This is a genomic window from Salmonella sp. JXY0409-18, from assembly GCF_020268625.1.
In the GTDB taxonomy this organism is placed as follows: Bacteria; Pseudomonadota; Gammaproteobacteria; order Enterobacterales; family Enterobacteriaceae; genus Salmonella; species Salmonella enterica.
Genome location: NZ_CP084216.1, coordinates 2768282 through 2794098, shown reverse-complemented (window position 1 = coordinate 2794098; position 25817 = coordinate 2768282). Strand labels below are relative to the sequence as shown.

20 protein-coding genes are annotated in these 25817 nt (G+C 51.7%); 11 read left to right on the top strand and 9 right to left on the bottom strand.

The window, feature by feature from the left end:
• Nucleotides 1-550 precede the first annotated feature (550 nt).
• Both asnS and pncB read right to left on the bottom strand, forming a co-directional pair.
• Nucleotides 551-1951 (bottom strand): asparagine--tRNA ligase, encoded by a 1401-nt coding sequence (gene asnS, locus LDB27_RS13600; protein ID WP_000117867.1) that lies wholly within the window; start codon nt 1949-1951, stop codon nt 551-553.
• A gap of 168 nt (nt 1952-2119) precedes the next feature.
• Entirely contained in the window at nt 2120-3322 is a 1203-nt protein-coding gene (gene pncB, locus LDB27_RS13595) for a nicotinate phosphoribosyltransferase (protein ID WP_000191405.1), read from the bottom strand.
• 266 nt (nt 3323-3588) lie between these two features.
• On the opposite strand from pncB, the gene pepN reads away from it, so the two are divergent.
• From pepN to zapC, 3 genes are all read left to right on the top strand, one after another.
• Nucleotides 3589-6201, top strand: coding sequence for an aminopeptidase N (gene pepN, locus LDB27_RS13590; protein ID WP_000193782.1), 2613 nt, complete (start codon nt 3589-3591; stop codon nt 6199-6201).
• A gap of 207 nt (nt 6202-6408) precedes the next feature.
• Nucleotides 6409-7419 carry a quinone-dependent dihydroorotate dehydrogenase gene (pyrD, locus tag LDB27_RS13585; protein ID WP_000291723.1) on the top strand — a complete coding sequence of 337 codons (1011 nt, stop codon included), beginning with the start codon at nt 6409-6411 and terminating at the stop codon, nt 7417-7419.
• A 165-nt stretch (nt 7420-7584) separates the two neighbouring features.
• Entirely contained in the window at nt 7585-8127 is a 543-nt protein-coding gene (gene zapC / locus LDB27_RS13580; RefSeq protein ID WP_001220671.1) for a cell division protein ZapC, read from the top strand.
• Here the strand turns inward: zapC and LDB27_RS13575 are convergent.
• Nucleotides 8124-9233 carry a YcbX family protein gene (locus tag LDB27_RS13575; protein WP_000224063.1) on the bottom strand — a complete coding sequence of 370 codons (1110 nt, stop codon included), beginning with the start codon at nt 9231-9233 and terminating at the stop codon, nt 8124-8126. The two genes, zapC and LDB27_RS13575, sit on opposite strands and share 4 nt — an antisense overlap.
• Nucleotides 9234-9331: 98 nt before the next feature.
• Here LDB27_RS13575 and rlmKL point away from each other — a divergent pair, with 98 nt between their 5' ends.
• From rlmKL to rmf, 6 genes are all read left to right on the top strand, one after another.
• Nucleotides 9332-11440: a bifunctional 23S rRNA (guanine(2069)-N(7))-methyltransferase RlmK/23S rRNA (guanine(2445)-N(2))-methyltransferase RlmL gene (rlmKL, locus tag LDB27_RS13570; RefSeq protein WP_001086481.1), complete on the top strand. Its 2109-nt coding sequence runs from the start codon at nt 9332-9334 to the stop codon at nt 11438-11440.
• Between the two features lie 12 nt (nt 11441-11452).
• Nucleotides 11453-13360: an ABC transporter ATP-binding protein gene (locus LDB27_RS13565; RefSeq protein WP_000053043.1), complete on the top strand. Its 1908-nt coding sequence runs from the start codon at nt 11453-11455 to the stop codon at nt 13358-13360.
• Between the two features lie 14 nt (nt 13361-13374).
• A complete protein-coding gene (gene pqiA, locus LDB27_RS13560) occupies nt 13375-14628 on the top strand; it encodes a membrane integrity-associated transporter subunit PqiA (protein ID WP_000333143.1) in 1254 nt (417 codons plus the stop codon).
• A 4-nt stretch (nt 14629-14632) separates the two neighbouring features.
• Nucleotides 14633-16273, top strand: coding sequence for an intermembrane transport protein PqiB (pqiB, locus tag LDB27_RS13555; RefSeq protein WP_000433412.1), 1641 nt, complete (start codon nt 14633-14635; stop codon nt 16271-16273).
• Entirely contained in the window at nt 16270-16833 is a 564-nt protein-coding gene (pqiC, locus tag LDB27_RS13550; RefSeq protein WP_000759136.1) for a membrane integrity-associated transporter subunit PqiC, read from the top strand. The genes pqiB and pqiC overlap by 4 nt, the downstream gene beginning before the upstream one ends.
• Before the next feature lie 255 nt (nt 16834-17088).
• The gene (gene rmf, locus LDB27_RS13545; protein WP_001537784.1) at nt 17089-17256 is read left to right on the top strand and encodes a ribosome modulation factor; all 168 of its coding nucleotides are present in this window, start codon (nt 17089-17091) and stop codon (nt 17254-17256) included.
• Nucleotides 17257-17355: 99 nt separating this feature from the next.
• Here the strand turns inward: rmf and fabA are convergent, their stop codons facing one another.
• Both fabA and LDB27_RS13535 read right to left on the bottom strand, forming a co-directional pair.
• Nucleotides 17356-17874, bottom strand: a complete 519-nt coding sequence (gene fabA / locus LDB27_RS13540; protein ID WP_000227928.1) for a bifunctional 3-hydroxydecanoyl-ACP dehydratase/trans-2-decenoyl-ACP isomerase — start codon at nt 17872-17874, stop codon at nt 17356-17358.
• Nucleotides 17875-17942: 68 nt separating this feature from the next.
• Nucleotides 17943-19703 (bottom strand): AAA family ATPase, encoded by a 1761-nt coding sequence (locus tag LDB27_RS13535; protein WP_000156445.1) that lies wholly within the window; start codon nt 19701-19703, stop codon nt 17943-17945.
• Between the two features lie 185 nt (nt 19704-19888).
• On the opposite strand from LDB27_RS13535, the gene matP reads away from it, so the two are divergent.
• Entirely contained in the window at nt 19889-20341 is a 453-nt protein-coding gene (gene matP / locus LDB27_RS13530; RefSeq protein WP_000877172.1) for a macrodomain Ter protein MatP, read from the top strand.
• A gap of 71 nt (nt 20342-20412) precedes the next feature.
• On the opposite strand, the gene ompA is transcribed toward matP, so the two are convergent.
• Both ompA and sulA read right to left on the bottom strand, forming a co-directional pair.
• Nucleotides 20413-21465: a porin OmpA gene (gene ompA / locus LDB27_RS13525; RefSeq protein WP_001562588.1), complete on the bottom strand. Its 1053-nt coding sequence runs from the start codon at nt 21463-21465 to the stop codon at nt 20413-20415.
• A gap of 356 nt (nt 21466-21821) precedes the next feature.
• Nucleotides 21822-22331, bottom strand: a complete 510-nt coding sequence (sulA, locus tag LDB27_RS13520) for an SOS-induced cell division inhibitor SulA (protein WP_000288732.1) — start codon at nt 22329-22331, stop codon at nt 21822-21824.
• Nucleotides 22332-22547: 216 nt separating this feature from the next.
• On the opposite strand from sulA, the gene LDB27_RS13515 reads away from it, so the two are divergent.
• Nucleotides 22548-23153: a TfoX/Sxy family DNA transformation protein gene (locus tag LDB27_RS13515; protein ID WP_001202375.1), complete on the top strand. Its 606-nt coding sequence runs from the start codon at nt 22548-22550 to the stop codon at nt 23151-23153.
• On the opposite strand, the gene yccS is transcribed toward LDB27_RS13515, so the two are convergent.
• Together yccS and LDB27_RS13505 are read right to left on the bottom strand one after the other, a co-directional pair.
• Entirely contained in the window at nt 23140-25293 is a 2154-nt protein-coding gene (gene yccS / locus LDB27_RS13510) for a YccS family putative transporter (protein ID WP_000950870.1), read from the bottom strand. The genes LDB27_RS13515 and yccS overlap by 14 nt on opposite strands.
• Nucleotides 25294-25311: 18 nt before the next feature.
• Nucleotides 25312-25755, bottom strand: a complete 444-nt coding sequence (locus LDB27_RS13505; protein ID WP_001261221.1) for a YccF domain-containing protein — start codon at nt 25753-25755, stop codon at nt 25312-25314.
• Nucleotides 25756-25817: the final 62 nt, after the last annotated feature.

Sequence of the window (25817 nt, the reverse complement as noted above, 5' to 3'; positions counted from 1 at the left end):
TTCCGTCAATAAAACTTTACAGAAATATTGATGAGAGTTTGGTGTCTTTATGTGTCTGACAGGCATCTTTCCATTCAAACTAACGTTTCGCTACCGTGAAAGTGCTACAAATATAAAGATTTAGTTTCAAAAGGAAAAAATATGTAAACAAATGTTATTTTCGCGGAACTTTGTGAACAACGTCAAACTTCCCCTGAGTTCTCGCTTTGATTTGATCGTTTTTCTTTTATCACTATGATTTTATTGCAATTATTGGCTTGTAGAACCGTTGTGTCTGAAAAAGCAGCAGGCGAGCTATTTCATAAAAATAGCCATTTGGAAGTCTTGATGTCTGAAATTGTGGTTAAAAATTGTGCTATTAGAACAGAAAATCTAATCCGCAATAAAATTAAGGATTAATTTTTATGTGTAAATATTTTCGTGAAATATACAGTAACAAGATGTGGTAATTCAGAGGGTTGTAATTAAATTTATTTACTTATTGATAATAAAACTGACATTCAGGCGAAAAAAAAGGCCAGCATAGCTGGCCTTGAGTGTGACGTAAAAATCAGAAGCTGGCGTTGCGTGGGGTCCGTGGGAACGGAATAACATCGCGCACGTTTTGCACACCCGTGACGTAAGCGATAAGGCGTTCAAAGCCCAGGCCAAAGCCGGAATGCGGTACAGTACCGTAGCGACGCAAGTCGCGATACCACCAGTAATCCTCTTTATTCAGCCCCATTTCGGCCATACGGGCATCCAGCACATCCAGACGCTCTTCACGCTGGGAACCACCGATGATTTCGCCGATTCCCGGCGCCAGCACATCCATGGCCGCCACGGTTTTGCCATCTTCGTTAAGGCGCATGTAAAATGCTTTAATTTCCTTCGGATAGTTTTTCACCACTACCGGCGCTTTGAAATGCTCTTCCGCCAGATAACGTTCGTGTTCGGAAGAGAGGTCGACGCCCCAGAACACCGGGTTTTCAAATGTCTTACCACAGCGTTCCAGAATGGCGACCGCATCGGTGTAATCCACCTGAGCGAAGTCGGTAGAGACAAAACGCTCCAGACGAGCGATAGCGTCTTTATCCACGCGTTCGGCAAAGAACTTCATATCATCCGCACGCTCTTCCAGAACCGCCTTGAAGACATATTTCAGCATGGCTTCCGCCAGACGGGCGTTGTCTTCCAGATCGGCGAACGCCACTTCCGGCTCCAGCATCCAGAACTCCGCCAGGTGGCGGCTGGTGTTGGAATTTTCCGCGCGGAAGGTCGGCCCAAAAGTATAGATTTTGGACAGCGCACAGGCATACGTTTCACCGTTGAGCTGGCCGGAGACGGTCAGGAATGATTCTTTGCCAAAAAAGTCTTTGTCAAAATCTACTCTGCCCTGGTCGTTACGCGGCAGGTTTTCCAGATCCAACGTTGAGACGCGGAACATTTCGCCAGCGCCTTCGGTATCGGAAGCGGTAATCAGCGGGGTAGAGACCCAAAAGAAACCCTGCTCATCGAAGAAGCGATGCAGCGCCTGCGCCAGAGTATGGCGGACGCGCGCTACCGCGCCAATCAGGTTGGTGCGCGGGCGCAGATGCGCGACCTCACGCAGATACTCAATGCTATGGCGTTTTGCCGCCATCGGGTAGGTATCCGGATCTTCCACCCAGCCTGCGACCTCTACTTTCGTAGCCTGGATTTCGAAACTTTGCCCCTGTCCCGGCGACGCGACAACCTTACCTGTTACTACTACGGAGCAGCCTGTCGTCAGGTGTAATACTTCTTCATTATAATTGGGCAGAGAATTATTAATGACAGCCTGTACAGGATCAAAGCAGGAGCCGTCATAAACGGCGAGGAAGGAGATGCCAGCTTTTGAATCTCGGCGGGTACGCACCCATCCGCGCACGGTGACTTCTTGGTCAACGGCTACGCGGCCCTGGAGTACGTCGGCTACAGGCACAACGCTCATAATATTCTCTCTGTTAATAGTCGGAAAAAATAAACACTTGTCCACCCGAAATGGGGGTATTCCTATGTTACCTGGCATCTGCAATCAGACAAGCAGAAATCGCAGCTGAAGTGAAAGATTTCGGAAATAAACCTGAAAAAGGAGCCCAGGCAGGCTCCCTGGAAAGAATTAACTGGCTTTGCGGATCTGCGGGAGATCAAAGGCTTTACGCAGCGCGCGTACAAACGCTTTATCATGACAGATCGTTTTACCGGGGCTGTCGGAAAGTTTAGCCACCGGCTTTCCGTTACATTCCACGAGTTTAATCACAATATTGAGCGGTTTTACCTGAGGGATATCGCAGGTCAGGCGGGTACCGATGCCGAAGCTTAACTGCACGCGAGAGGCGAAATGGCGATAGAGCTCGACCGCCTTTTGCAGATCAAGGTTATCTGAAAAGACCAGCGTTTTTGTCAGCGGATCAATCCCCAGCTTTTCATAATGGGCAATCGCCTTTTCGCCCCATGCGACAGGGTCTCCTGAGTCGTGGCGTAACCCCTGATAACGGCTGGCGAATTCAATGCCGAAATCGCGTAAAAACGCATCCATTGTAATGCAATCTGTCAATGCGATACCAAGCTGGTCCGGATATTCGTTAAGCCAGGCGGCCAACGCGGCACGCTGGCTGGTCGCCAGGTCCGGACTGATTTGTTGATGCGCCTGGAACCATTCGTGCGCCTGAGTGCCCATCGGCGTCAGCGCCAGGCGACGCGCGAGATCATAGTTGCTGGTGCCGACGAACCATGACTCCTGCTGGAGACGTTTAACTATCGCCTGCTGCACTTCACGAGAGAAACGGCGGCGGGTGCCGAAGTCCATCAGGTGGAAGCGGGACATATCGAGATTGGCGGTTAACGCAGTGAAATCAACCAGCTTACTTTCCAGCGCGTCGAGCGCCTGATCAACGCCCGCGTTTGGCGAGCGGTAGTGATGAACCAGCTCACTGATCACGGCCAGCAGCGGCACTTCCCACATAATGACTTCACGCCACGGGCCGGTTAAGCGAATATTCAGCTTGCCGTTATCGTTGGTGACACAGACTTGAGCCGGGTTATAGCGAAACTCGCGTAACCAGTTCAGATAATCCGGTTTAAAAAAGGGCAGGCCGGAGAGCCACTGGAACTCGTCCTCCTGGAGGCGCAGGTGCTGCATCGCGTCCACCTGCTCGCGAATAGCATCGGCATAAATACCCAGCAGGTCGTCGCCACGGCAACGAAACTCAGCCGCTACCTGCACATCATAGTAGTGGTGAAAAACGGCTTGCTGCATATGCAACTTATAAGCATCTGTATCCAGCAACGAGTGCAGAACAGGAGAAGCGAATTGTGTCATAGGTGCGCTGTTGCGTCCTCTCACGGGAGCGTTTAGTACAATAAACAACTAAGAAAACCGCTGGAGTATACCTTGTTTAGCGATTTATTGAACCCCGATCACACCATAAGCTGTCTTTAGGGTCGAGCGCATTTCGTGCCCCATGTTATAAAAATGTAGCAAAGAGGCCGTTTGTGCCTGAAAAGATGAACATTCTGCGTAGCGCGATTTGCGCAACAGGAATAGACTGGAGTCGACACTCTACACAAAGATGCGAAAGGTTTTTTATGACACAACAGCCACAAGCCAAATACCGCCATGACTATCGCGCGCCGGATTACCAGATTACTGATATTGACTTGACCTTTGACCTCGATGCCGAAAAAACCGTGGTCACCGCAATAAGCCAGGCTGTTCGTCATGGCGCGCCTGATGCGCCTCTTCGCCTTGATGGGGAAGATTTAACGCTGGTATCTATCCACGTCAACGATGCGCCGTGGACAGCATATAAAGAAGAAGAGGGCGCGCTTATCATCAGCGACCTGCCAGAGCGTTTTACGTTACGCATAGTCAACGAGGTAAGTCCGGCGGCGAATACGGCGCTGGAAGGATTGTACCAGTCCGGCGATGCGCTCTGTACCCAGTGTGAAGCGGAGGGCTTCCGCCATATTACCTGGTATCTTGACCGCCCGGACGTACTGGCGCGATTTACCACCAAAATTATTGCCGATAAAAGCAAATATCCGTTCCTGCTCTCCAATGGCAACCGTGTTGCGCAGGGCGAACTGGAGAATGGCCGTCACTGGGTTCAGTGGCAAGATCCGTTCCCGAAACCGTGTTATCTGTTTGCGCTGGTGGCCGGTGATTTTGACGTGCTGCGCGATACCTTTACCACCCGCTCCGGGCGTGAAGTCGCGTTAGAACTGTACGTTGACCGTGGCAATCTGGATCGCGCGCCGTGGGCAATGACCTCGCTGAAAAATTCCATGAAATGGGATGAAACGCGTTTTGGGCTCGAATATGACCTCGACATCTATATGATTGTCGCGGTGGATTTCTTTAATATGGGCGCGATGGAGAATAAAGGTCTCAATATCTTTAACTCCAAATACGTGCTGGCGCGAACCGATACCGCGACGGATAAAGATTATCTCGATATTGAGCGCGTGATAGGTCATGAGTATTTCCACAACTGGACCGGCAACCGCGTCACCTGCCGCGACTGGTTCCAGTTGAGCCTGAAAGAGGGGCTAACCGTGTTCCGCGATCAGGAGTTTAGCTCTGATTTGGGGTCACGCGCGGTGAACCGCATCAGTAACGTGCGTACCATGCGCGGTTTACAATTCGCGGAAGACGCCAGCCCGATGGCGCATCCTATCCGCCCGGATAAAGTAATCGAAATGAATAACTTCTACACCCTCACCGTTTATGAAAAGGGTGCGGAAGTCATTCGCATGATCCACACGTTGCTGGGTGAGGAAAATTTCCAGAAGGGGATGCAGCTTTATTTTGAGCGCCATGACGGCAGCGCCGCGACGTGTGATGACTTCGTACAGGCGATGGAAGATGCTTCTAATGTCGATTTGTCCCATTTCCGCCGCTGGTACAGTCAGTCCGGCACGCCGATTGTAACGGTAAAAGATGATTATAATCCGGAAACCGAGCAGTACACGTTGACCATCAGCCAGCGTACTCCGGCGACGGCGGATCAGGCGGAGAAGCAGCCGCTGCATATTCCATTCGCCATTGAACTGTACGATAACGAAGGCAACGTCATTCCGTTGCAAAAAGGCGGTCACCCGGTCAATGCCGTGCTGAACGTCACGCAGGCGGAGCAGACATTTACCTTCAATAATGTCTACTTCCAGCCTGTTCCGGCCTTGCTGTGCGAGTTTTCAGCGCCGGTGAAACTGGAATATAAATGGAGCGATCAGCAGTTGACGTTCCTGATGCGCCATGCGCGCAATGATTTCTCCCGTTGGGATGCGGCGCAAAGTCTGCTGGCCACATACATTAAACTGAATGTGGCGCGTCATCAGCAGGGGCAACCGCTATCGCTTCCGGTGCATGTCGCTGATGCGTTCCGTGCAGTACTGTTGGATGAGAAAATCGATCCGGCGTTGGCCGCAGAAATTTTAACGCTGCCTTCGGCCAATGAAATTGCGGAGCTGTTTGAGGTCATCGACCCGATCGCCATTGCGCAAGTTCGTGAAGCGCTAACGCGTACGCTGGCGGCAGAACTGGCGGATGAGTTCCTGGCTATCTATAACGCCAATCATCTGGATGAGTATCGTGTTGATCACGGCGATATCGGTAAGCGCACGCTGCGCAATGCTTGCCTGCGCTTCCTGGCGTTTGGTGAGACGGAGCTGGCTAATACGCTGGTCAGCAAACAGTATCGCGACGCCAATAATATGACCGATGCGCTGGCGGCCCTGTCTGCTGCGGTGGCGGCGCAGTTGCCGTGCCGCGATATGCTGATGCAGGAGTATGACGATAAGTGGCATCAGGACGGCCTGGTGATGGATAAATGGTTTATCCTGCAATCCACAAGCCCGGCGGAAAATGTACTGGAAACCGTACGCGGCCTGCTCAAACACCGTTCTTTCAGTATGAGCAACCCGAACCGCATCCGTTCATTAATTGGCGCATTTGCTGGCAGCAACCCGGCGGCGTTCCATGCGCAAGACGGTAGCGGATACCAGTTCCTGGTCGAGATGCTGACCGATCTGAATAGCCGTAACCCGCAGGTAGCATCTCGCCTCATTGAACCGCTGATTCGTCTGAAACGTTATGATGATAAGCGTCAGGAGAAAATGCGCGCGGCGCTGGAGCAGTTAAAAGGACTGGAGAATCTTTCCGGCGATCTGTACGAGAAGATAACTAAAGCGTTAGCCTGACAGTATCTGCTATAAAGAGGTAAGACATGCCCGGTAAGCGTTAGCGCTGCCGGGCATTTTTTTGCCGGACGATGACGCTCGCTGGCGAAACGTGAAGTGAGAATGAAGGAAAACGATTGCTATTTATTGCCGTAGGTCAATTCCCTTTTGCTTTGTTATCGCCCATAATACGCCCCCGGTTTGCACACCGGGAATCCAGGAGAGTTCATGTACTATCCCTTCGTTCGTAAAGCCCTTTTCCAGCTCGATCCAGAGCGCGCTCATGAATTTACATTTCAACAATTACGCCGCATTACAGGTACGCCGCTGGAAGCGCTGGTGCGCCAGAAAGTACCGACAAAGCCGGTTACCTGCATGGGACTTACCTTTAAAAATCCACTGGGGCTGGCTGCCGGTCTGGATAAAGACGGGGAGTGCATCGACGCGTTAGGCGCGATGGGGTTTGGCTCCCTGGAAATCGGCACCGTGACGCCGCGCCCACAGCCGGGTAACGATAAGCCGCGTCTTTTTCGTCTGGTGGATGCTGAAGGTCTGATCAATCGGATGGGCTTTAATAATCTGGGCGTCGATAACCTGGTCGAGAATGTTAAAAAAGCCCATTTTGATGGTATTCTGGGAATTAACATCGGTAAAAATAAAGATACGCCTGTCGAAAATGGCAAAGATGACTACCTGATTTGTATGGAAAAAGTCTATGCTTATGCGGGTTATATCGCCATTAATATTTCTTCGCCGAATACGCCAGGGCTACGTACGCTCCAGTATGGCGATGCGCTGGACGATCTGTTAACTGCCATTAAAAATAAGCAAAACGATCTTCAGGCGATCCACCATAAATATGTGCCGGTGGCAGTAAAGATCGCGCCGGATCTTTGTGAAGAAGAATTGATCCAGGTTGCCGATAGCCTGCTTCGTCATAATATTGATGGGGTGATTGCGACAAATACCACCCTCGATCGTTCTCTGGTACAAGGAATGAAAAATTGCCAGCAAACGGGGGGATTAAGTGGCCGGCCATTACAATTAAAAAGCACAGAAATTATTCGCCGTTTATCCCAGGAGTTAAAAGGACAATTGCCTATTATCGGCGTCGGCGGCATTGACTCAGTTATCGCCGCGCGCGAGAAGATAGCGGCAGGAGCTACGCTGGTACAAATTTATTCCGGCTTTATTTTTAAAGGCCCGCCATTGATTAAAGAAATCGTAACGCACATCTAAACTTTACCCTTTATCAGACAACCAGGGCTTTATTTCCGGCGCTGGTTGTTTTATATTTCTCCACTGTTGCTTATTTAGACATTTTAGGCTTTTATTATTGGGGTAATAAACGAAGCGGCGAAAGGACAATGCTGTTACGAGTTGCTTAAAAGCGGGAGAGAGGTAATGCGAATTAAACCTGACGATAACTGGCGCTGGTATTATGATGAAGAGCACGATCGTATGATGCTCGATCTCGCCAATGGTATGCTTTTTCGCTCGCGCTTCTCTCGTAAAATGCTTACGCCGGACGCGTTTTGCCCGACCGGTTTTTGTGTGGATGATGCCGCGCTCTATTTTTCCTTTGAAGAAAAATGCCGGGATTTCGAATTAACTAAAGAGCAACGCGCGGAGCTGGTGTTGAATGCGCTGGTGGCGATTCGCTATCTCAAACCGCAGATGCCAAAAAGCTGGCATTTTGTGGCGCATGGCGAAATGTGGACCCCGGGAACGGGCGATGCCGCAAGCGTCTGGTTAAGCGATACGGCGGAACAGGTTAATTTGCTGGTCGTTGAGCCGGGAGAAAATGCCGCGTTGTGTCTGCTGGCCCAGCCGGGCGTGGTGATAGCAGGCCGAACCATGCAGCTTGGCGATGCGATTAAAATTATGAACGACAGGCTGAAACCGCAGGTTCACTGTCACAGTTTCAGCCTTGAACAAGCGGTTTAATTCTCCAGTCGTAACGCGGTCTTAGGCACGCAGCTACAGCTCAGAATCGTACCATCGTCACCCATAGCCGATTTTTTCAGCGGACTTACTTCGCCTTCCAGCAAACGTATCCGGCAGCAACCACAGATACCAGCCCGGCAAGAATACGGAATACGAATCCCCTGATTCTCCAACTGTTCCAGTAGTACCTGTTGATTATTCCCGCAGAAGGTTTGCCCCTGCCAGTCGATGGTTACACTCGCGTCCGGGTGTTTCTCTGGCGTAACGCTGTCGTCGACCGTTGTGGCGCCATAAGCTTTTGCTGGGGCTGTCGCCAGAATCTCCACTTCATCGCCGACGCGAATGACGCCGCTATTGCGGGCAATCAGATTCTGACCGAAATCCACATCGCCATTGTCCTGGGCGGTACGAAAAGCTTGCAGTGTCGCCAGCGGTTCTCCGGAAGGATGTTTTTGCCCCTTTTCAGGGCTGACGGTCGTAAAAATACAGCGGCTACAGGGTTTCACGACGTCAAAAATCACATCGCCAATGCGAAGCACTTTCCAGCTATCTTCCTCCCAGGCCGCTACGCCGGAAACCACTAAGTTTGGGCGGAATTGTTCCATTTGTACGCCTGCCGGACAACGCTGTTGCAGATCGCGCAGCGAGGCTTCGTTGGTCAATAAATACGGGTAGCCATCGGCAAATCCCAGCGGCACCGCGTTATGCCGTTTAACCCGGCGCGTCAACTGCGGCCCAACCCAGCGCAACTGGACATCGCGGGAGAAAAAGCCGCTCAACCATTGATTAATCGCCGTCGGGGCGACGCGAGCGGTAAAATGGTTTCCCCAGACCTCGGTCGGCGCATCCTGCGGGGTGAAATCCGTAAAGCGAACCAGCGCGCTACTGCCGTCTGGCGCGGTCAAATGAAGGCCGTCGTGTAAGGGGGAGGGGGTAAAACGTACCATTTGTGGAAACTGGCGGGCGGTGATAAATGTGCCGTCAGGCTCGGTTATCATGAAGATGCGATCAAAAGCCAGGCCGCTGATATCTGCCAGCGCATGAGTCAGACCAATGCCGCGCATGGATTTGACCGGATGAATAAAGAGCCGTGATAACGTCGCCACCGTACAGTCCCTCAAATGAAAATAAGCCTTCAACTTTATGACATGGGCGTGAGATTAGCTATAATGCGCAACAATTTTCTTAGCGTAAAAGTGACAATATGAATTCTCTGTTTGCCAGTACGGCCCGCGGGCTGGAAGAGCTGTTAAAAACTGAACTGGAAAAACTGGGCGCCGTAGGGTGTCAGGTTGTTCAGGGTGGGGTCCATTTTCAGGGCGACACGCGGCTTATTTACCAGAGCCTGATGTGGAGCCGCCTGGCCTCGCGTATTATCCTGCCGATGGGTGAGTGCAAGGTCTACAGCGATCTCGATCTTTACCTCGGCGTTCAGGCGATAAACTGGACAGAGATTTTTAATCCTGGCGCGACGTTTGCGGTGCATTTCAGCGGCCTGAACGACACCATCCGTAATAGTCAGTATGGCGCGATGAAAGTTAAAGACGCGATTGTCGATGCATTTACGCGGAAAAATCTTCCGCGTCCAAATGTGGACCGCGAATCACCGGACCTCCGTATTAACGTCTGGCTGAATAAAGAAACTGCCAGCATTGCGCTGGATCTCAGTGGTGATGGCCTGCACCTGCGCGGTTATCGCGATCGCACCGGGCTGGCGCCAATTAAAGAGACGCTGGCGGCAGCGATTGTTATGCGTTCCGGCTGGCAACCAGGAACCCCGCTGCTCGACCCTATGTGTGGTTCGGGGACTCTGTTGATTGAGGCCGCGATGTGGGCGACCGATCGCGCGCCGGGACTGCACCGTGGTCACTGGGGATTTAGCGGCTGGGCGCAGCATGACGAGGCTATCTGGCAGGAAGTGAAAGCCGAAGCGCAGACCCGGGCGCGTAAGGGGCTGGCGGAGTATTCCTCTCATTTCTACGGTTCCGACAGCGATGCGCGCGTCATTGAGCGGGCGCGCAGCAACGCCCGTCGCGCCGGTATCGGGGAGCTTATCACCTTTGAAGTGAAAGATGTGGCGCAACTGAGTAATCCATTGCCGAAAGGCCCGTATGGTACGGTGATCAGTAACCCGCCTTACGGCGAACGTCTGGACAGCGAACCGGCGCTGATTGCGTTGCACAGCCTGCTGGGCCGTACCATGAAAAATCAGTTTGGCGGCTGGAACCTGTCGCTGTTCAGCGCTTCGCCCGATTTGCTGGGCAGCCTGCAATTGCGTGCCGACAAACAGTTTAAAGCCAAGAATGGCCCGCTGGACTGCGTGCAGAAAAACTATCATATTGCGGAAACCACGGCGGACAGTAAACCGGCGACGGTGGCGGAAGATTACGCTAATCGCCTGCGTAAAAATCTTAAAAAGCTGGAGAAATGGGCGCGCCAGGAAGGGATTGAATGCTATCGCTTGTATGATGCCGACCTGCCGGAATATAACGTGGCGGTAGACCGTTACGGCGACTGGGCGGTGATTCAGGAATATGCGCCGCCGAAAACGGTGGATGCGCAAAAAGCGCGGCAACGTCTGTTCGATATTATTGCGGCAACCTTGTCAGTGCTCGGTATTCCGCCGAATAAACTGGTGTTAAAAACCCGTGAACGACAAAAAGGAAAAAACCAGTATCAGAAAATGAGCGAGAAGGGCGAGTTCCTTGAGGTCAGCGAATATAATGCGCGCTTATGGGTAAATCTGACGGATTATCTCGACACCGGTCTGTTCCTCGATCACCGTATTGCCCGCAGAATGCTGGGAGAAATGAGCAAAGGCAAAGATTTCCTGAATCTCTTTTCTTATACCGGCAGCGCCAGCGTACATGCGGGTCTGGGCGGCGCGCGCAGCACCACAACGGTGGATATGTCCCGCACCTATCTGGAGTGGGCCGAACGTAATTTGCGTCTGAACGGACTGAGTGGCCGCGCGCATCGCCTGATTCAGGCCGACTGCCTGGGCTGGCTGCGCGAGGCGAATGAACAGTTCGATTTGATCTTTATCGATCCGCCGACGTTCTCTAACTCAAAACGTATGGAAGAGTCGTTTGATGTTCAGCGCGATCATGTCGCGTTAATGAAAGATTTAAAACGCCTGCTGCGTAAAGGCGGCACCATCATGTTCTCAAATAATAAGCGCGGATTCCGTATGGATCTGGAAGGGCTGGCGGAACTGGGGCTTACCGCACAAGAAATTACGCAAAAAACGCTCTCCCCGGATTTTGCCCGTAACCGTCAGATTCATAACTGCTGGCTGATCCGCGCCGCCTGAAAGGAAAAGTAAATGTCATTAATCAGTATGCATGGCGCATGGCTGTCGTTCAGCGACGCGCCGCTTCTCGATAACGCAGAGTTGCATATCGAAGATAACGAACGCGTCTGTCTGGTGGGGCGTAACGGCGCCGGGAAATCCACCTTGATGAAGATCCTCAACCGTGAACAGGGTCTGGACGATGGGCGTATTATTTATGAGCAGGATCTGATCGTCGCGCGTCTGCAACAGGACCCGCCCCGTAATATTGCGGGCAGCGTCTATGACTTTGTCGCCGAAGGTATCGAAGAACAAGCGGAATACCTCAAGCGCTATCATGAGATTTCCCGTCTGGTGATGACCGATCCCAGCGAGAAAAACCTCAATGAAATGGCGCGCGTACAGGAACAGCTCGATCATCATAATCTGTGGCAGCTGGAAAACCGTATTAATGAAGTGCTGGCGCAGCTTGGACTCGATCCTAACGCCGCGCTGTCGTCGCTCTCTGGCGGCTGGCTGCGTAAAGCCGCGCTGGGTCGGGCGCTGGTCAGCAATCCGCGCGTATTGTTACTGGATGAACCGACTAACCATCTGGATATCGAAACTATCGACTGGCTGGAAGGGTTTCTGAAAACCTTTAACGGAACGATTATTTTTATCTCTCACGATCGTTCGTTTATTCGCAATATGGCAACCCGCATTGTCGATCTCGATCGTGGCAAACTGGTCACCTATCCGGGAAATTACGATCAATACCTGCTGGAGAAAGAAGAAGCGCTGCGCGTAGAAGAATTACAAAACGCGGAATTTGATCGCAAACTGGCGCAGGAAGAAGTCTGGATTCGCCAGGGTATCAAGGCGCGCCGCACCCGTAATGAAGGGCGCGTGCGGGCGTTAAAAGCGATGCGTCGTGAACGCAGCGAGCGTCGGGAAGTGATGGGCACGGCGAAGATGCAGGTCGAGGAGGCGACGCGCTCCGGTAAAATCGTTTTTGAGATGGAGAATGTCGATTACCAGGTAGAAGGAAAACAACTGGTAAAAGATTTCTCCGCTCAGGTACAGCGTGGCGACAAAATTGCGTTAATTGGCCCGAACGGCTGCGGTAAAACCACGCTACTGAAACTGATGCTGGGACAGCTTCAGGCTGACAGCGGGCGCATCCACGTAGGAACGAAGCTGGAAGTCGCCTACTTCGATCAGCATCGCGCCGAACTTGACCCGGAAAAAACCGTGATGGATAACCTTGCGGAAGGCAAGCAGGAGGTGATGGTAAACGGTAAGCCGCGCCATGTACTGGGCTATTTGCAGGACTTCCTGTTTCATCCCAAACGGGCGATGACGCCCGTTCGCGCGCTTTCCGGCGGCGAACGTAACCGTCTGCTGCTGGCGCGACTGTTCCTCAAGCCGAGCAATCTTTTAATTCTCGATGAACCAACGAACGATCTTGACGTCGAAACGCTGGAACTATTAGAAGAATTAATTGATGGCTATCAGGGCACGGTACTACTGGTCAGCCACGATCGGCAATTTGTCGATAATACAGTGACGGAATGCTGGATTTTCGAGGGCGGCGGCAAAATCGGACGTTATATCGGCGGCTACCATGATGCGCGTGCGCAGCAAGAGCAGCATCTGGCGACGAAACAGCCGATGGCGAAAAAAAATGAGGAAGTTATTGCCCCTAAAGCAGAAATTGTAAAACGTGGCAGTAGCAAACTAAGCTATAAACTGCAGCGCGAGCTGGAGCTGTTACCCGGTCAGCTTGAAGACCTGGAAGCGAAGCTGGAAGCGCTACAGGCGCAGGTTGCGGATGCGGCCTTTTTTAGCCAACCCCATGAGCAAACGCAAAAAGTTCTGGCCGATTTAAGTCAGGCGGAGCAAGAACTTGAGCAAGCCTTCGAACGTTGGGAGTATCTTGAAGGCCTGAAAAACGGGGCATAACGAAAGGAGCGCCTATGTGTGAACATCACCATGCTGCGAAGCACATATTGTGCCCGCAATGCGACATGCTGGTGGCTTTACCCCGCCTCTCGCATGGGCAAAAAGCAGCATGTCCACGATGCGGCGCAACGTTAACGACCGAGTGGGACGCGCCCCGGCAGCGTCCTACCGCCTATGCGTTAGCGGCACTATTTATGTTGCTGCTTTCTAACCTTTTTCCCTTCGTGAATATGAATGTCGCGGGCGTCACCAGCGAAGTCACGCTTCTGGAAATCCCCGGCGTCATGTTTTCTGAAGATTACGCCAGCCTCGGCACGTTCTTTTTATTATTTGTCCAACTGGTGCCGGCATTTTGCCTGGTGACCATTCTATTACTTGTCAACCGCGCCAATCTGCCGTTGTCGGTAAAAAAAACGCTGGCAAGGATCTTTTTCCTCCTCAAATCGTGGGGAATGGCGGAAATATTTCTCGCCGGGGTGTTGGTCAGTTTTGTTAAGCTGATGGCCTACGGCGATATCGGCATCGGCAGCAGTTTTATTCCCTGGTGCTTATTTTGTCTCGTTCAACTGCGGGCGTTCCAGTGTGTCGATCGCCGCTGGCTGTGGGATGATATCGCCCCGCAGCCTGCACTGGCGCAGCCGTTAACGCCGGGGATTACCGGTATCCGGCAGTCTTTGCGTTCTTGCGCCTGCTGCACGGCGATCCTGCCTGCGGAGAGTCTCGTCTGTCCGCGTTGCCATACGAAAGGCTATGTCCGGCGTAAAAACAGTTTGCAGTGGACGCTGGCGTTATTATTTACCTCGATCATGCTTTATCTGCCCGCCAATATTTTGCCGATTATGATTACCGACTTACTGGGCTCTAAAATGCCGTCGACCATTCTGGCTGGCGTGATTTTGCTGTGGAGCGAGGGGTCTTATCCGGTGGCGGCGGTTATCTTTCTCGCCAGTATTATGGTGCCGACGCTAAAAATGATCGCTATTGCCTGGCTTTGTTGGGATGCGAAAGGCCACGGTAAGCGCGACAGTGAACGGATGCATTTTATTTATGAAGTAGTGGAGTTTGTGGGGCGCTGGTCAATGATTGATGTCTTTGTCATTGCCGTACTCTCTGCGCTGGTGCGTATGGGAGGGTTAATGAATATTTATCCTGCGATGGGTGCGTTGATGTTTGCTTTAGTCGTCATAATGACAATGTTTTCTGCGATGACCTTTGATCCGCGTCTGTCGTGGGATCGTGAATACGAACCAGGCCATGAGGAGTCCTGATAGCATGGAACCTAAAAAAGGGGAAGCCAAAGTACAAAAGGTGAAAAATTGGTCGCCTGTCTGGATATTCCCGATTGTTACTGCGCTTATCGGAGCCTGGATTCTGTTTTATCACTACAGCCACCAGGGACCGGAAGTTACCTTAATTACCACCAATGCGGAAGGTATTGAAGGCGGAAAAACGACGATCAAAAGTCGCAGCGTGGATGTTGGCGTGGTTGAAAGCGCGACGCTGACTGACGATCTGACCCATGTACAAATCAAAGCGCGGCTTCATTCCGGTATGGAAAAGTTGCTGCATAAAGACTCGGTATTTTGGGTCGTAAAACCGCAGGTGGGGCGTGAAGGCATCAGCGGGCTTGGGACGCTGCTATCAGGCGCGTATATTGAACTACAACCAGGAAGTAAGGGCAGTCAGCCGGAAAGCTATCAGCTTCTTGACTCACCGCCGTTGGCGCCGCCCGATGCCAAAGGTATTCGTGTGATTCTGGACAGCAAAAAGGCCGGTCAGCTCAGTCCTGGCGATCCCGTTCTGTTCCGGGGCTATCGGGTAGGATCCGTTGAAACCAGCTCTTTCGATCCGCAAAAACGGACAATGAGTTATCAGTTGTTCATTAAGGCGCCAAACGATCGATTGGTTACCAGTAATGTCCGATTCTGGAAAGATAGCGGTATCGCTGTGGATCTGACATCGGCGGGAATGCGCGTGGAAATGGGATCGTTGACGACATTGTTTGGCGGCGGCGTGAGTTTTGATGTGCCGGAAGGACTTGAGCAGGGGCAACCTGTCGCCGAAAAAACGGCGTTTAATCTCTACGACGATCAAAAAAGTATTCAGGATTCGCTGTACACCGATCATATCGATTACCTGATGTTCTTTAAAGATTCGGTGCGCGGATTACAACCTGGCGCGCCGCTGGAGTTCCGCGGTATTCGTCTGGGGACGGTAAGCAAAGTGCCTTTCTTTGCGTCTAAAATGCGCCAGGTATTTAACGATGATTACCGTATTCCTGTGCTGGTGCGCATTGAACCGGAGCGTCTGAAAGCGCAACTGGGAGAAAATGCGGATGTTGCCGCGCATTTGGCGGAGCTGCTTAAGCGCGGTCTGCGTGCATCGCTTAAAACCGGTAATCTGGTGACCGGAGCGCTGTATGTCGATCTGGACTTTTATCCTAAGGAACCGCCGATTACCGGGCTACGCGAATTTGATGGTTATGAAATTATTCCCACCGTCAGCAGCGGCCTGGCGCAAATTCAACAGCGACTGGTGGAAACGTTGGATAAGATCAACAACCTGCCGCTGAATCCGATGATTGAACAAGCGACCAATACGTTGTCTGAAAGCCAGCGTACTATGCGTCGGCTGCAAACCACGCTGGATAATATGAACAAGATTACCTCCAGTCAGTCGATGCAGCAGCTTCCGGCGGATATGCAAACGACGTTACGCGAACTTAACCGCAGTATGCAAGGCTTCCAGCCTGGATCGGCGGCGTATAACAAAATGGTGGCGGATATGCAGCGTCTCGATCAGGTGCTTCGTGAGTTACAACCGGTGTTGAAAACTCTGAACGAGAAGAGCAACGCGCTGGTATTTGAAGCGAAGGATAAAAAAGATCCTGAGCCTAAGAGGGCGAAACAATGAAAAAATGGCTAGTCGTGATAATGGCGTTCTGGCTGGCGTCATGTAGCTCCGGCGGAGAGAATAAAAGCTATTATCAGCTCCCGATAGCGCAAAGCGGTGTGCAAAGCACCGCAAGCCAGGGCAACCGTCTCTTATGGGTAGAGCAGGTTTCCGTACCTGACTATCTGGCAGGTAACGGCGTGGTGTATCAAACCAGTGATGTTCAGTATGTGATTGCCAATAACAATCTGTGGGCCAGCCCGCTGGACCAGCAATTACGTAACACGCTGGTGGCGAATCTTAGCGCCCGGCTTCCTGGCTGGGTCGTCGCTTCCCAGCCGTTGGGAACCACCCAGGATACGTTAAACGTTACCGTAACCGGATTCCATGGACGCTACGATGGTAAGGTTATCGTCAGCGGGGAGTGGTTATTAAACCACAATGGACAGCTGATTAAGCGGCCTTTCCATATCGAAGCCAGTCAGCAGAAAGATGGCTATGATGAGATGGTCAAAGTACTGGCAAGCGCATGGAGTCAGGAAGCAGCCGCTATCGCAGATGAGATAAAGCGCCTTCCCTGAGATAAAAGTAATGTAAATTTAACCGCTTCAGGTCGTGCGCCTGAGGCGGTTTTTTTATTTTTGACGCCGGAAAAATAGTTGTTATGGCTCACATTTTTTGTACAAATGATTTACCGTATAGCTCACAAATATGACATTGGTGTGAATTTTGCGCATTGACGGGCGATCCATTTAGAGGTATTCGTGTAGTGTGATTGCACATTTTGTAATCACTGTTTTCTTTTCCACCAGATACAAATATGAGGGAAACGAGGCATGAAGAGACAAAAACGAGATCGCCTGGAACGGGCACATCAACGTGGATATCAGGCCGGCATCGCCGGACGATCAAAAGAAATGTGTCCCTATCAGACGCTGAATCAACGGTCATACTGGTTGGGAGGTTGGCGACAAGCCATGGAGGACAGGGCGGTAATGGCCTGATTCTGTCTCTTTAGAAAAAGAAACCTCCGCAGTGCGGAGGTTTCGCCTTTATTGGCTTTGCAAGCATGATACCGATAGCGCGGAATATCAATTCAACACTTAGAACGCGGAAGTATCCTGGAACAAACCGACTTTCAAATCGTGTGCGGTATAGATCAGACGACCATCCACCAGAACCTCACCGTCCGCCAGGCCCATGATCAGGCGACGGTTTACGATACGTTTGAAATGAATGCGATAGGTGACTTTCCTGGCTGTCGGCAGAACCTGACCGGTAAATTTCACTTCGCCCACGCCCAGAGCGCGGCCTTTGCCTTCGCCGCCCAACCAGCCCAGGTAGAATCCTACCAATTGCCACATAGCATCCAGACCCAGGCAACCGGGCATCACCGGATCGCCGATAAAGTGGCATCCGAAGAACCATAGATCCGGATTGATATCCAGCTCGGCTTCGACATAGCCTTTGTCGAAATTGCCGCCCGTTTCGGTCATCTTAACGACGCGGTCCATCATCAGCATGTTCGGCGCAGGGAGTTGCGGCCCTTTAGCGCCAAACAGTTCACCACGACCAGAGGCAAGAAGGTCTTCTTTTGTATAGGATTCGCGTTTATCTACCATGTTTTATGTAAACCTTATTTTATTGAAGCACGCAGGATAGCTAACACGTGTACGCTGAACAAGTCCGATCAGTTCGGAATAAAAGCGTTCAGCCAACGTAATGGCCACGGGAAACGATGACGGCCTTCCTGTTGCGTCGCCTGCGCGATACGCTCCTGGATAGTCTGCATCAACGTCGTTTGACCTTCGCCATCCCACACCAGATTTAACAGTAGCGGTAAGGCGTCGGTCACGTCGTCTACCGCCCAGATAGTGAACTTCTCTTCTTTAACCGCTTGCAGCAGTTCAGATTTAAGACTGAGATGGCGGACGTTGGCGGCAGGGATAATTACGCCCTGTTTACCGTTTAATTCCCGCTGCTCGCAGATGGCGAAGAAACCTTCAATTTTTTCGTTTAGCCCGCCCACCGGTTGCGCGCGACCAAACTGATCGACCGAGCCGGTAATCGCAATGTTTTGATTCACTGGCACATTGGCCAGCGCGCTGATGAGCGCACATAATTCCGCCATTGAGGCGCTATCGCCATCCACTTCGCTGTAGGATTGCTCAAAGGTTAACGAGGCAGAGAAGGGAATTTGTTGCTCCAGCTGCAACTCCGACATCAGGAAGGCCTGCATAATCATCATTCCCTTAGCGTGGATATTTCCGCCAAGTTCGGCCTTGCGCTCAATATCGTTAAATTCGCCATCGCCGATATGCACAACACAGCTAATTCGCGACGGTTCGCCAACGGCGCGCGGATGCCCGGGAAACTCAATGACGGAAAGCGCATTGATTTGTCCAACGCGTTCGCCTTCGGTTTCAATCAGGATCTGCTCTTGCAGAATCTCATCCTGCATCCGTTCCGCCAGAAAGCCTTCTCGCCATTCGCGTCGGGCAAGCATCAGACTGAGCGCTTCTGCGCCGCAGGTATCGCCTTCGCATAAAGGCGATGCCTCCTTAAACTGGCGGGCTATCCACAGTGGGCAAAGAGGCAGCGTATCCTGTTCGCCGGTATAGCGCACAGCCTCGCGTATCAGGACGGGCCAGGCGTCTGGTGCCGGAGGGGGCAAATTATCGCGTAAAGCGATACGCGTCACCCATTGACACCATAGGGTCATAGCTTCTGCGTCCGCTATCTGTAAATTGTCTTCAAATTCACTGTAGATAGCCTGTTCCGCGAGCTCCGGTTCCATTTCCTGAAAATCAGCCAGTGATTCACGTTCGCCAACCAGAATCACCTTCAGTTTGAGCGGCATTGATGGCACGGAGACCGGTAATGGACGCGACTCGTCAAACGCCACCCAGTCAAAACGCTCGCGGCTAACGATGGCTTTCAGACGCATCCATAGCAACGGCTGCGCCAGAAGGGTTCGTAAGGAAATAATCAGCACGCCGCCGTTCGCCTGATGAACCAGTCCCGGCTGCAGGGTAATGTCGCCGTTATACTGCCGCAGGCAACCAAAGAGCTGTTCGGCTTCGACCCAGTCCGCGCTGACGACTTGTGTGACGGTGGCAAAGTTGTCTTGCGCATTCTGCGCGGCGCGGTAATGAATAGTATGCCCGGAAACGTCATAATGTCCGCCGGTTAATTGTCCGGCATCGGTTTGCAGAGCGCGGACGGCATCTGAAAGTAAAGTGAGATACTCTTGCTCTTCAGGCGCTTTAGTCAGCATAAAAGAGGATGATGCCCACGGCTGTATAAGTTGCTCAAGCGCAAATTGCAGTCGTGGCTGAGTATCACTGAGTAAGGTGTCGTTTTCGTCAGTCGCGTGTGGCTGTGCAAATATCTCCTGATAGCTTTCGCTATCCGGAACCAGATCACGCCATGCAAGTTTCGTAATGGTCAAAGTTGAGGTTTTTTAGTCTGTTGTAAAAGGGGGGATTATAGCCTAACCCGTCACGCTGCACACGCGGAAAGCGAATGCAAAGTAATATGAAGACGTGTAACCATTCACAGGTTCGAGATTCTTTTCTTCAGATGGCTAAAAAACTGATATTCTGATAACAGTTACACGGTAACATTGGGATCACAATGAAATATCAACAACTTGAAAATCTTGAAAGCGGTTGGAAATGGAAATATCTGGTGAAAAAGCACCGCGAAGGGGAGTTGATCACCCGCTACGTGGAAGCCAGTGCTGCCCAGGAAGCCGTCAATTTGTTGTTGGCCCTCGAAAATGAACCGGTGCGGGTAAATGTCTGGATAGACAGGCATATGAATCCTGCCTTGCTTAATCGGATGAAACAAACCATTCGGGCAAGACGCAAACGACACTTCAATGCGGAACATCAGCATACGCGCAAAAAATCTATCGATTTAGAGTTTATGGTCTGGCAGCGTCTGGCAGGCCTTGCGCAGCGACGCGGTAAAACATTATCCGAAACGATAGTGCAACTGATAGAAGACGCGGAGCATAAAGAGAAATATGCCACGCAAATGACCACGTTAAAGCAGGATTTACAGGCGTTATTAGGCAAGAAGTAACGCTGAAAGGCGTTGTCATCCAGACCAGAGCAAAAAACCCCGCGACGCGGGGTTTTTTATCAGACGGAAACTTAAGCCTGCGGCTGAGTTACCACGTCTTTAACGCCTTTAACTTCGATCTCTACGCGACGATCCGGAGCCAGGCAATCGATCAGGGCAGCGCGAGGTTTCACGTTGTCACAGGTGTTGCCGGTAACCGGGTTAGATTCGCCCATACCACGTGCGGAGATTTTGTCAGACGGAATACCTTTGGAGATCAGGTAATCAACAACAGACTGAGCACGTTTCTCGGACAGACCCTGGTTGTAAGCGTCAGAACCGATACGGTCAGTGAAGCCCAGAACGACGACGGAACCGTCTTTCGGATCCAGGTTGCTCAGCTGGCTGTACAGCTGATCCAGAGCCTGCTGGCCTTCTGGTTTCAGAGTTGCTTTGTTGAAGTTGAACAGTACGTCAGACTTCAGAGTGAAGTGCTTGGTCTGTACTTCCGGAGCCGGAGCCGGTGCCGGAGCTACTACCGGAGCAGCTTCTTGCTGGCCGAAACGGTAGGAAACACCTACGCTCAGCAGGCCGTTGTCCGGACGGGTGCCGATGGTGTTGGCATCACCGATGTTGTTAGTCCACTGGTATTCCAGACGGGTTGCGATTTCAGGGGTGATGGCATACTCGATACCGCCCGCGAATACCGGGGAAACGCCGGTGTCGTGGTCTTTAGTAGACGCGCCGCCAGGGACGTTAGACTTGGTGTCTGCACGCCATACCATACCACCCAGACGGGTATAAACGTCCAGATCGTCAGTGATTGGATAACCCAGTTTAGCGGTCAACTGAACGCCCTGAGCTTTATAAGCGCCATTGATGTTGTCGCCTTTGTACGGCATACGGCCTAACCAGTCGTAGCCCATTTCAAAGCCAACGTACGGGTTAACCTGGTAACCACCAAAAGCACCTGCGCCCAGTTGGTTTTCATGAGTCGGGCCATCATTGTTAATGAAGCCGGTGTCATGGTACTGAGACCAGCCCAGTTTAGCACCAGCGTACCAGGTGTTATCTTTCGGAGCGGCCTGCGCTACGGTAGCGAAACCAGCCAGTGCCACTGCAATCGCGATAGCTGTCTTTTTCATTTTTTGCGCCTCGTTATCATCCAAAATACGCCATGAATATCTCCAACGAGATAACACGGTTAAATCCTTCACCGGGGGATCTGCTCAATAGTTACTCTACCGATATCTACGGCTTATGCTGAGCACCCCTGGCGATGTAAAGTCTACAACGTAGTTGGAAACTTACAAGTGTGAACTCCGTCAGACATGTGAAAAAAACATGCTGGATATACACATCATTTAACAGTTTCAGATGATAAATCGTACAGCAAAAATTGCGGAAACCGCTTCTGGCAAGCTTTCTCGCAAAAAAAACGTTACCACTCAAAGGAGATGCGTTCGCGTAAAAAAAAGTCCAGGATAAATCCTAATTTTACTTAATGATACAAATTAGAGTGAATTTTTAGCCCGGAATGCTGTCTCCTGGGTAAAGCGTGCGCACGTACAGGGCGCATGATAAACCCTACCGCATTACCTACCTTCGCTGCTTCAACCAGGCTGGCATGTTCTTCTTCTGTCAGTTCTTCAGTCATCCAACCAATTACCACGCTGTAATTTCCTGTACGCAAAGCGCGGATCATCGACTCCAGCGTATGACGAGGCGCAAGCTGGCTAATTTGCATCACTTTCGTTAATGGCAAACCTGAAGACTGTACCCACTCTCGGCTGAGCTTTTGCTGTGGCGTGAGCCAGAGCTGCCAGCGTGATTGTTGGCCTAACTGACGAAGTAAAGGCAAAAGCAGGAGCTGCGCCATCATGGGCTGGTCTTCGTGGTAGACAACTTCACTGACCAGTCCTGCCGCGGCATTTTCCGTAGCGGTGCGCGCTGCGTTGTGGGTAGTGGTAGGAAATGACGAAGAACGATTTGCATAACCTGAAGTGTACATAATCAATCCAGCCCTGTGAGTTACTGTATATTCATACAGTACCCCTGTGGCGATGAAAGATCAACTCTATTTTCGGAAACTGTCTCGCAATTTTTATTCTTAGTGGCGTCAAAAATAAAAATCATCTTGCTCGCGGAGTATAAGTTGCCTATTTTCGTCATTAACGGATCCGTTACTGCAAATCATTCTTTTACTTTATGATTTAAAAGGAATTTTATGAGAGCACTCTCTTATGACAGGATCTATAAATCGCAAGAATATTTGGCCTCTTTGGGGACGATCCAGTATCGATCTTTATTCGGTAGCTATAGTCTGACCGTGGAGGATACCGTCTTTGCGATGGTGGCTAATGGCGAGCTTTATCTCCGCGCCTGTGAAGAAAGCGTACCCTACTGTGTGAAGCATCCTCCCGCCTGGCTCATGTTTATGAAATGTGGACGTCCCGTTATGCTCAACTATTACCGGGTGGATGAAAGCCTGTGGCGCGATCAGCAGCAGCTGGTACGTTTATCGAAGTATTCTCTTGACGCGGCAATGAAGGAAAAACACAGCCGTATTTTACAGCACAGACTCAAAGATCTCCCCAATATGACCTTCCATCTGGAAACATTGCTCAATGAGTCAGGGATAAAGGACGAAAATATGTTACGCATACTGGGCGCGAAAATGTGCTGGCTAAGGTTGCGACAAAGCAATCCCTTGCTGACAGTGAAAGTTTTGTATGCCCTGGAAGGCGCAATTGTCGGCGTACATGAAGCGGCGCTCCCGGCGAGTCGTCGCCAGGAGCTTGCCGACTGGGCTCATTCGCTTACGGCTGGGTAATTAATGTAGAAGTCGGCGGTGAAATTTGCCGTTGCAAGCGTCCAATCTCGGGCAGTAAGGCAATGAGCAAACCAATTTGTTGAACAACCAGAGGTTCTTTGCTGTCCGGACGTGTTTCCAGCGACTGAACTCGCTGCTTTAAACCCTCCAGCGCCTGGTGTACGCGCTGTTCGTCTTCAGGTTGATGATGAAGCGCATCATCAACGTAGCAGACCGCGTCATCCAGAAGCCCCAACACGTCCGGATTACTGAGCTTTTCGCGGTGCGCGCCGAGGGCGGAGATATAGCTGGTAAAAGTGTGATTGAGGCAAAGCAGCCTGAACGCCGCCTCCCGGGTTTCGGCCGTGACGTCGGGTTCGCTCGACATATTAGAAACCACGGATGCCAGTTCTGCATCGCGGTTGTGCGCGTCGCGTCTGGCAATGCGATAGGTCAGGCGGTTATCCCGTCCCTGGTGATATTGCTCAAGGATCGCATCAAGGTAGCGGCAATTAGCATCGGTGGCGCGCTGGAGTACCCGGGGAAGGTTGCGAAAGCGCCAGTCCGGCCAAATAAAGCTGACCGCAGCCCAGGCGATAGCGCAGCCAATTAACGTGTCGACGACGCGCGGTAACGCTACCTCGAAGCCTTCGCCCAGGAGGTTAAAGCAGAGTAATACCAGCAGGGTGATGAACATCGTCGCATGGGCATACTGCACATTACGGAATGCGAAGAAAAGCACGCCGGTAATCACCAGCAGAACTAACTGTCCTTCAAGCGAAGGGACAAACCATAAAATCGGCAGGCCGATCGCAACGCCTACCAACGTACCGATAATCCTGAGCGCAAGGCGATGGCGGGTCGCGTTATAGTTAGGCTGGCAAACGAACAGGCTGGTGAGCAATATCCAGTACCCGTGGCGCATCCCGGTAATTTGGATGAGAGCATAACCGATGCACAATACCAGCGACATGCGTACCGCATGGCGAAAGAGAGCGGACTCCGGGGTAAAATTACGGCTCAGACGCAGCCAGATGTCGCTAAACCCGTGCAGGCTATCATCAGCCAACTGGTTTTCTGACTCATTGCGCGGCATTGCCTGGGCCTGCTCCGACTCGATCGTCGCCAGTTGCGCATCAATGGCGCGTAGGTTGGTTAATAAGAACCCAAGCGTATTTAACAGCTCTAAAGAAGCGCCGCTGGCGCGCATACGTTCAAGCGCGGCGTCAATGTGGGTAAAGGCGCGTTCAAAACGCGGATCATGCTGGTACGGCGTACGCAGTAAGATACAGCGCGCCAGCTGCGTACAGGCCTGCGCCTGCATCGACATCAGACGTTGAAAGCGGAACATGACGTCGCTATGGCGAAAATAATCGCGCAGCGTCTGGTATTGAATATGCGAAGAACTGGCGCGTTCATGAATATCCTGCGCCACAAAATAGTAATGGAGGGTGCGGCGCGTACCGCGTTGACCGCGATCGCCGCGCAGGCGAGTCAACAACGACACTTTCGTTTGGTTCAGCGTCGCCATTAACTGCCCGTTCGCTAACGCTAAATCATAGAGCGGCGCCTGGCTTTCATCTTCAATATCAGGATCAAACAGACGTGATTTCAGTTCCAGATAGTGCGCTAACTGTTCGTAACTGCGTGCCAGATTATCCTGCAACGGACGGATCGGAAATAGCAGATGCCCGGTTAGCGTCAGTAGGTTATACCATACTGCGCCTGCCAGCAGGAGCAGTGGTTGCTGATACCAGTGATCGTATAAAGGGGTACCCAGCATCGTGTAGATGGCAATGAGTAACGCGCCGAACGCGATGGTGGCATAGCGTTGCCCTAGTCCTCCCAACAGAATAAACCCGCTGGTGGATAACGTTAAGCCCAACGCAAATAGCCACGGCCAGGGAAAGAGTAGCTCCACAGAAGCCGACGCGATAAAAAAGCAAATTAAGGTAATGATTAAATTACGCAAGCGTCCGGCAAGGCGGTCGTCGAGATCGGTTAGCGCCGCGGCAACCATACCGAGCGTGAGCGGGATGGTCAGTTTGACGTCGCCCAGCCACCAGGGCAGGGCGGTGGTGCCGCACAGAGCGATAAAAATGCGGATGTAATACAGCCAGGTACTGTTCCAGGTATAACGGCGAATCAACGGACTTAACATAAAGGCTATTTGTCCCGATCATTCAAAACGGCGCGCGTTAGCTTCTCGCGCGGCGCGAGCGGTTTCTACAGAGACGACGCGGCGACCGACAGGCCAAAGCGCAATCGCGGCAATTTTAAAGTTCGCAATACCGACAGGTATCCCGATGATAGTGACACACTGCGCGATACCGGAGGCAATGTGCATCAGGCATAGCCACCAGCCGAAAAAAAGTAACCAGAAAATATTCAGCAAGGTACCGCCAGTATTCATTAATACGCTTTTCGCCGCCGGATTAAGTTCGTCAACGTGAATGGCTTCATTACCGTAAGGGAACAGGGACAGTTTGGTTATCTCCCAGCAGGAGCGGGTCAACGGCAGGGTAAAAATAAGCACAATACTGACCAGCGTCGCCAGCAGCCAGGCCAGCGTAGTGGCAAAGCCGCCCAGTACAAAGTTTAAAATATTCAGAACGGTACGCATAAACCCTCAGTTCATTCCGGTTTTCTATCACTGCGGGCAATTGTAACGTTTTTTTAGACTGG

Coding starts and splice junctions, on each gene's coding strand:
- asnS (WP_000117867.1), bottom strand. CDS start 1,951: ATGAGCGTTGTGCCTGTAGCCGACGTACTCCAGGGCCGCGTAGCCGTT.
- pncB (WP_000191405.1), bottom strand. CDS start 3,322: ATGACACAATTCGCTTCTCCTGTTCTGCACTCGTTGCTGGATACAGAT.
- pepN (WP_000193782.1), top strand. CDS start 3,589: ATGACACAACAGCCACAAGCCAAATACCGCCATGACTATCGCGCGCCG.
- pyrD (WP_000291723.1), top strand. CDS start 6,409: ATGTACTATCCCTTCGTTCGTAAAGCCCTTTTCCAGCTCGATCCAGAG.
- zapC (WP_001220671.1), top strand. CDS start 7,585: ATGCGAATTAAACCTGACGATAACTGGCGCTGGTATTATGATGAAGAG.
- rlmKL (WP_001086481.1), top strand. CDS start 9,332: ATGAATTCTCTGTTTGCCAGTACGGCCCGCGGGCTGGAAGAGCTGTTA.
- LDB27_RS13565 (WP_000053043.1), top strand. CDS start 11,453: ATGTCATTAATCAGTATGCATGGCGCATGGCTGTCGTTCAGCGACGCG.
- pqiA (WP_000333143.1), top strand. CDS start 13,375: ATGTGTGAACATCACCATGCTGCGAAGCACATATTGTGCCCGCAATGC.
- pqiB (WP_000433412.1), top strand. CDS start 14,633: ATGGAACCTAAAAAAGGGGAAGCCAAAGTACAAAAGGTGAAAAATTGG.
- pqiC (WP_000759136.1), top strand. CDS start 16,270: ATGAAAAAATGGCTAGTCGTGATAATGGCGTTCTGGCTGGCGTCATGT.
- rmf (WP_001537784.1), top strand. CDS start 17,089: ATGAAGAGACAAAAACGAGATCGCCTGGAACGGGCACATCAACGTGGA.
- fabA (WP_000227928.1), bottom strand. CDS start 17,874: ATGGTAGATAAACGCGAATCCTATACAAAAGAAGACCTTCTTGCCTCT.
- matP (WP_000877172.1), top strand. CDS start 19,889: ATGAAATATCAACAACTTGAAAATCTTGAAAGCGGTTGGAAATGGAAA.
- ompA (WP_001562588.1), bottom strand. CDS start 21,465: ATGAAAAAGACAGCTATCGCGATTGCAGTGGCACTGGCTGGTTTCGCT.
- sulA (WP_000288732.1), bottom strand. CDS start 22,331: ATGTACACTTCAGGTTATGCAAATCGTTCTTCGTCATTTCCTACCACT.
- LDB27_RS13515 (WP_001202375.1), top strand. CDS start 22,548: ATGAGAGCACTCTCTTATGACAGGATCTATAAATCGCAAGAATATTTG.
- yccS (WP_000950870.1), bottom strand. CDS start 25,293: ATGTTAAGTCCGTTGATTCGCCGTTATACCTGGAACAGTACCTGGCTG.
- LDB27_RS13505 (WP_001261221.1), bottom strand. CDS start 25,755: ATGCGTACCGTTCTGAATATTTTAAACTTTGTACTGGGCGGCTTTGCC.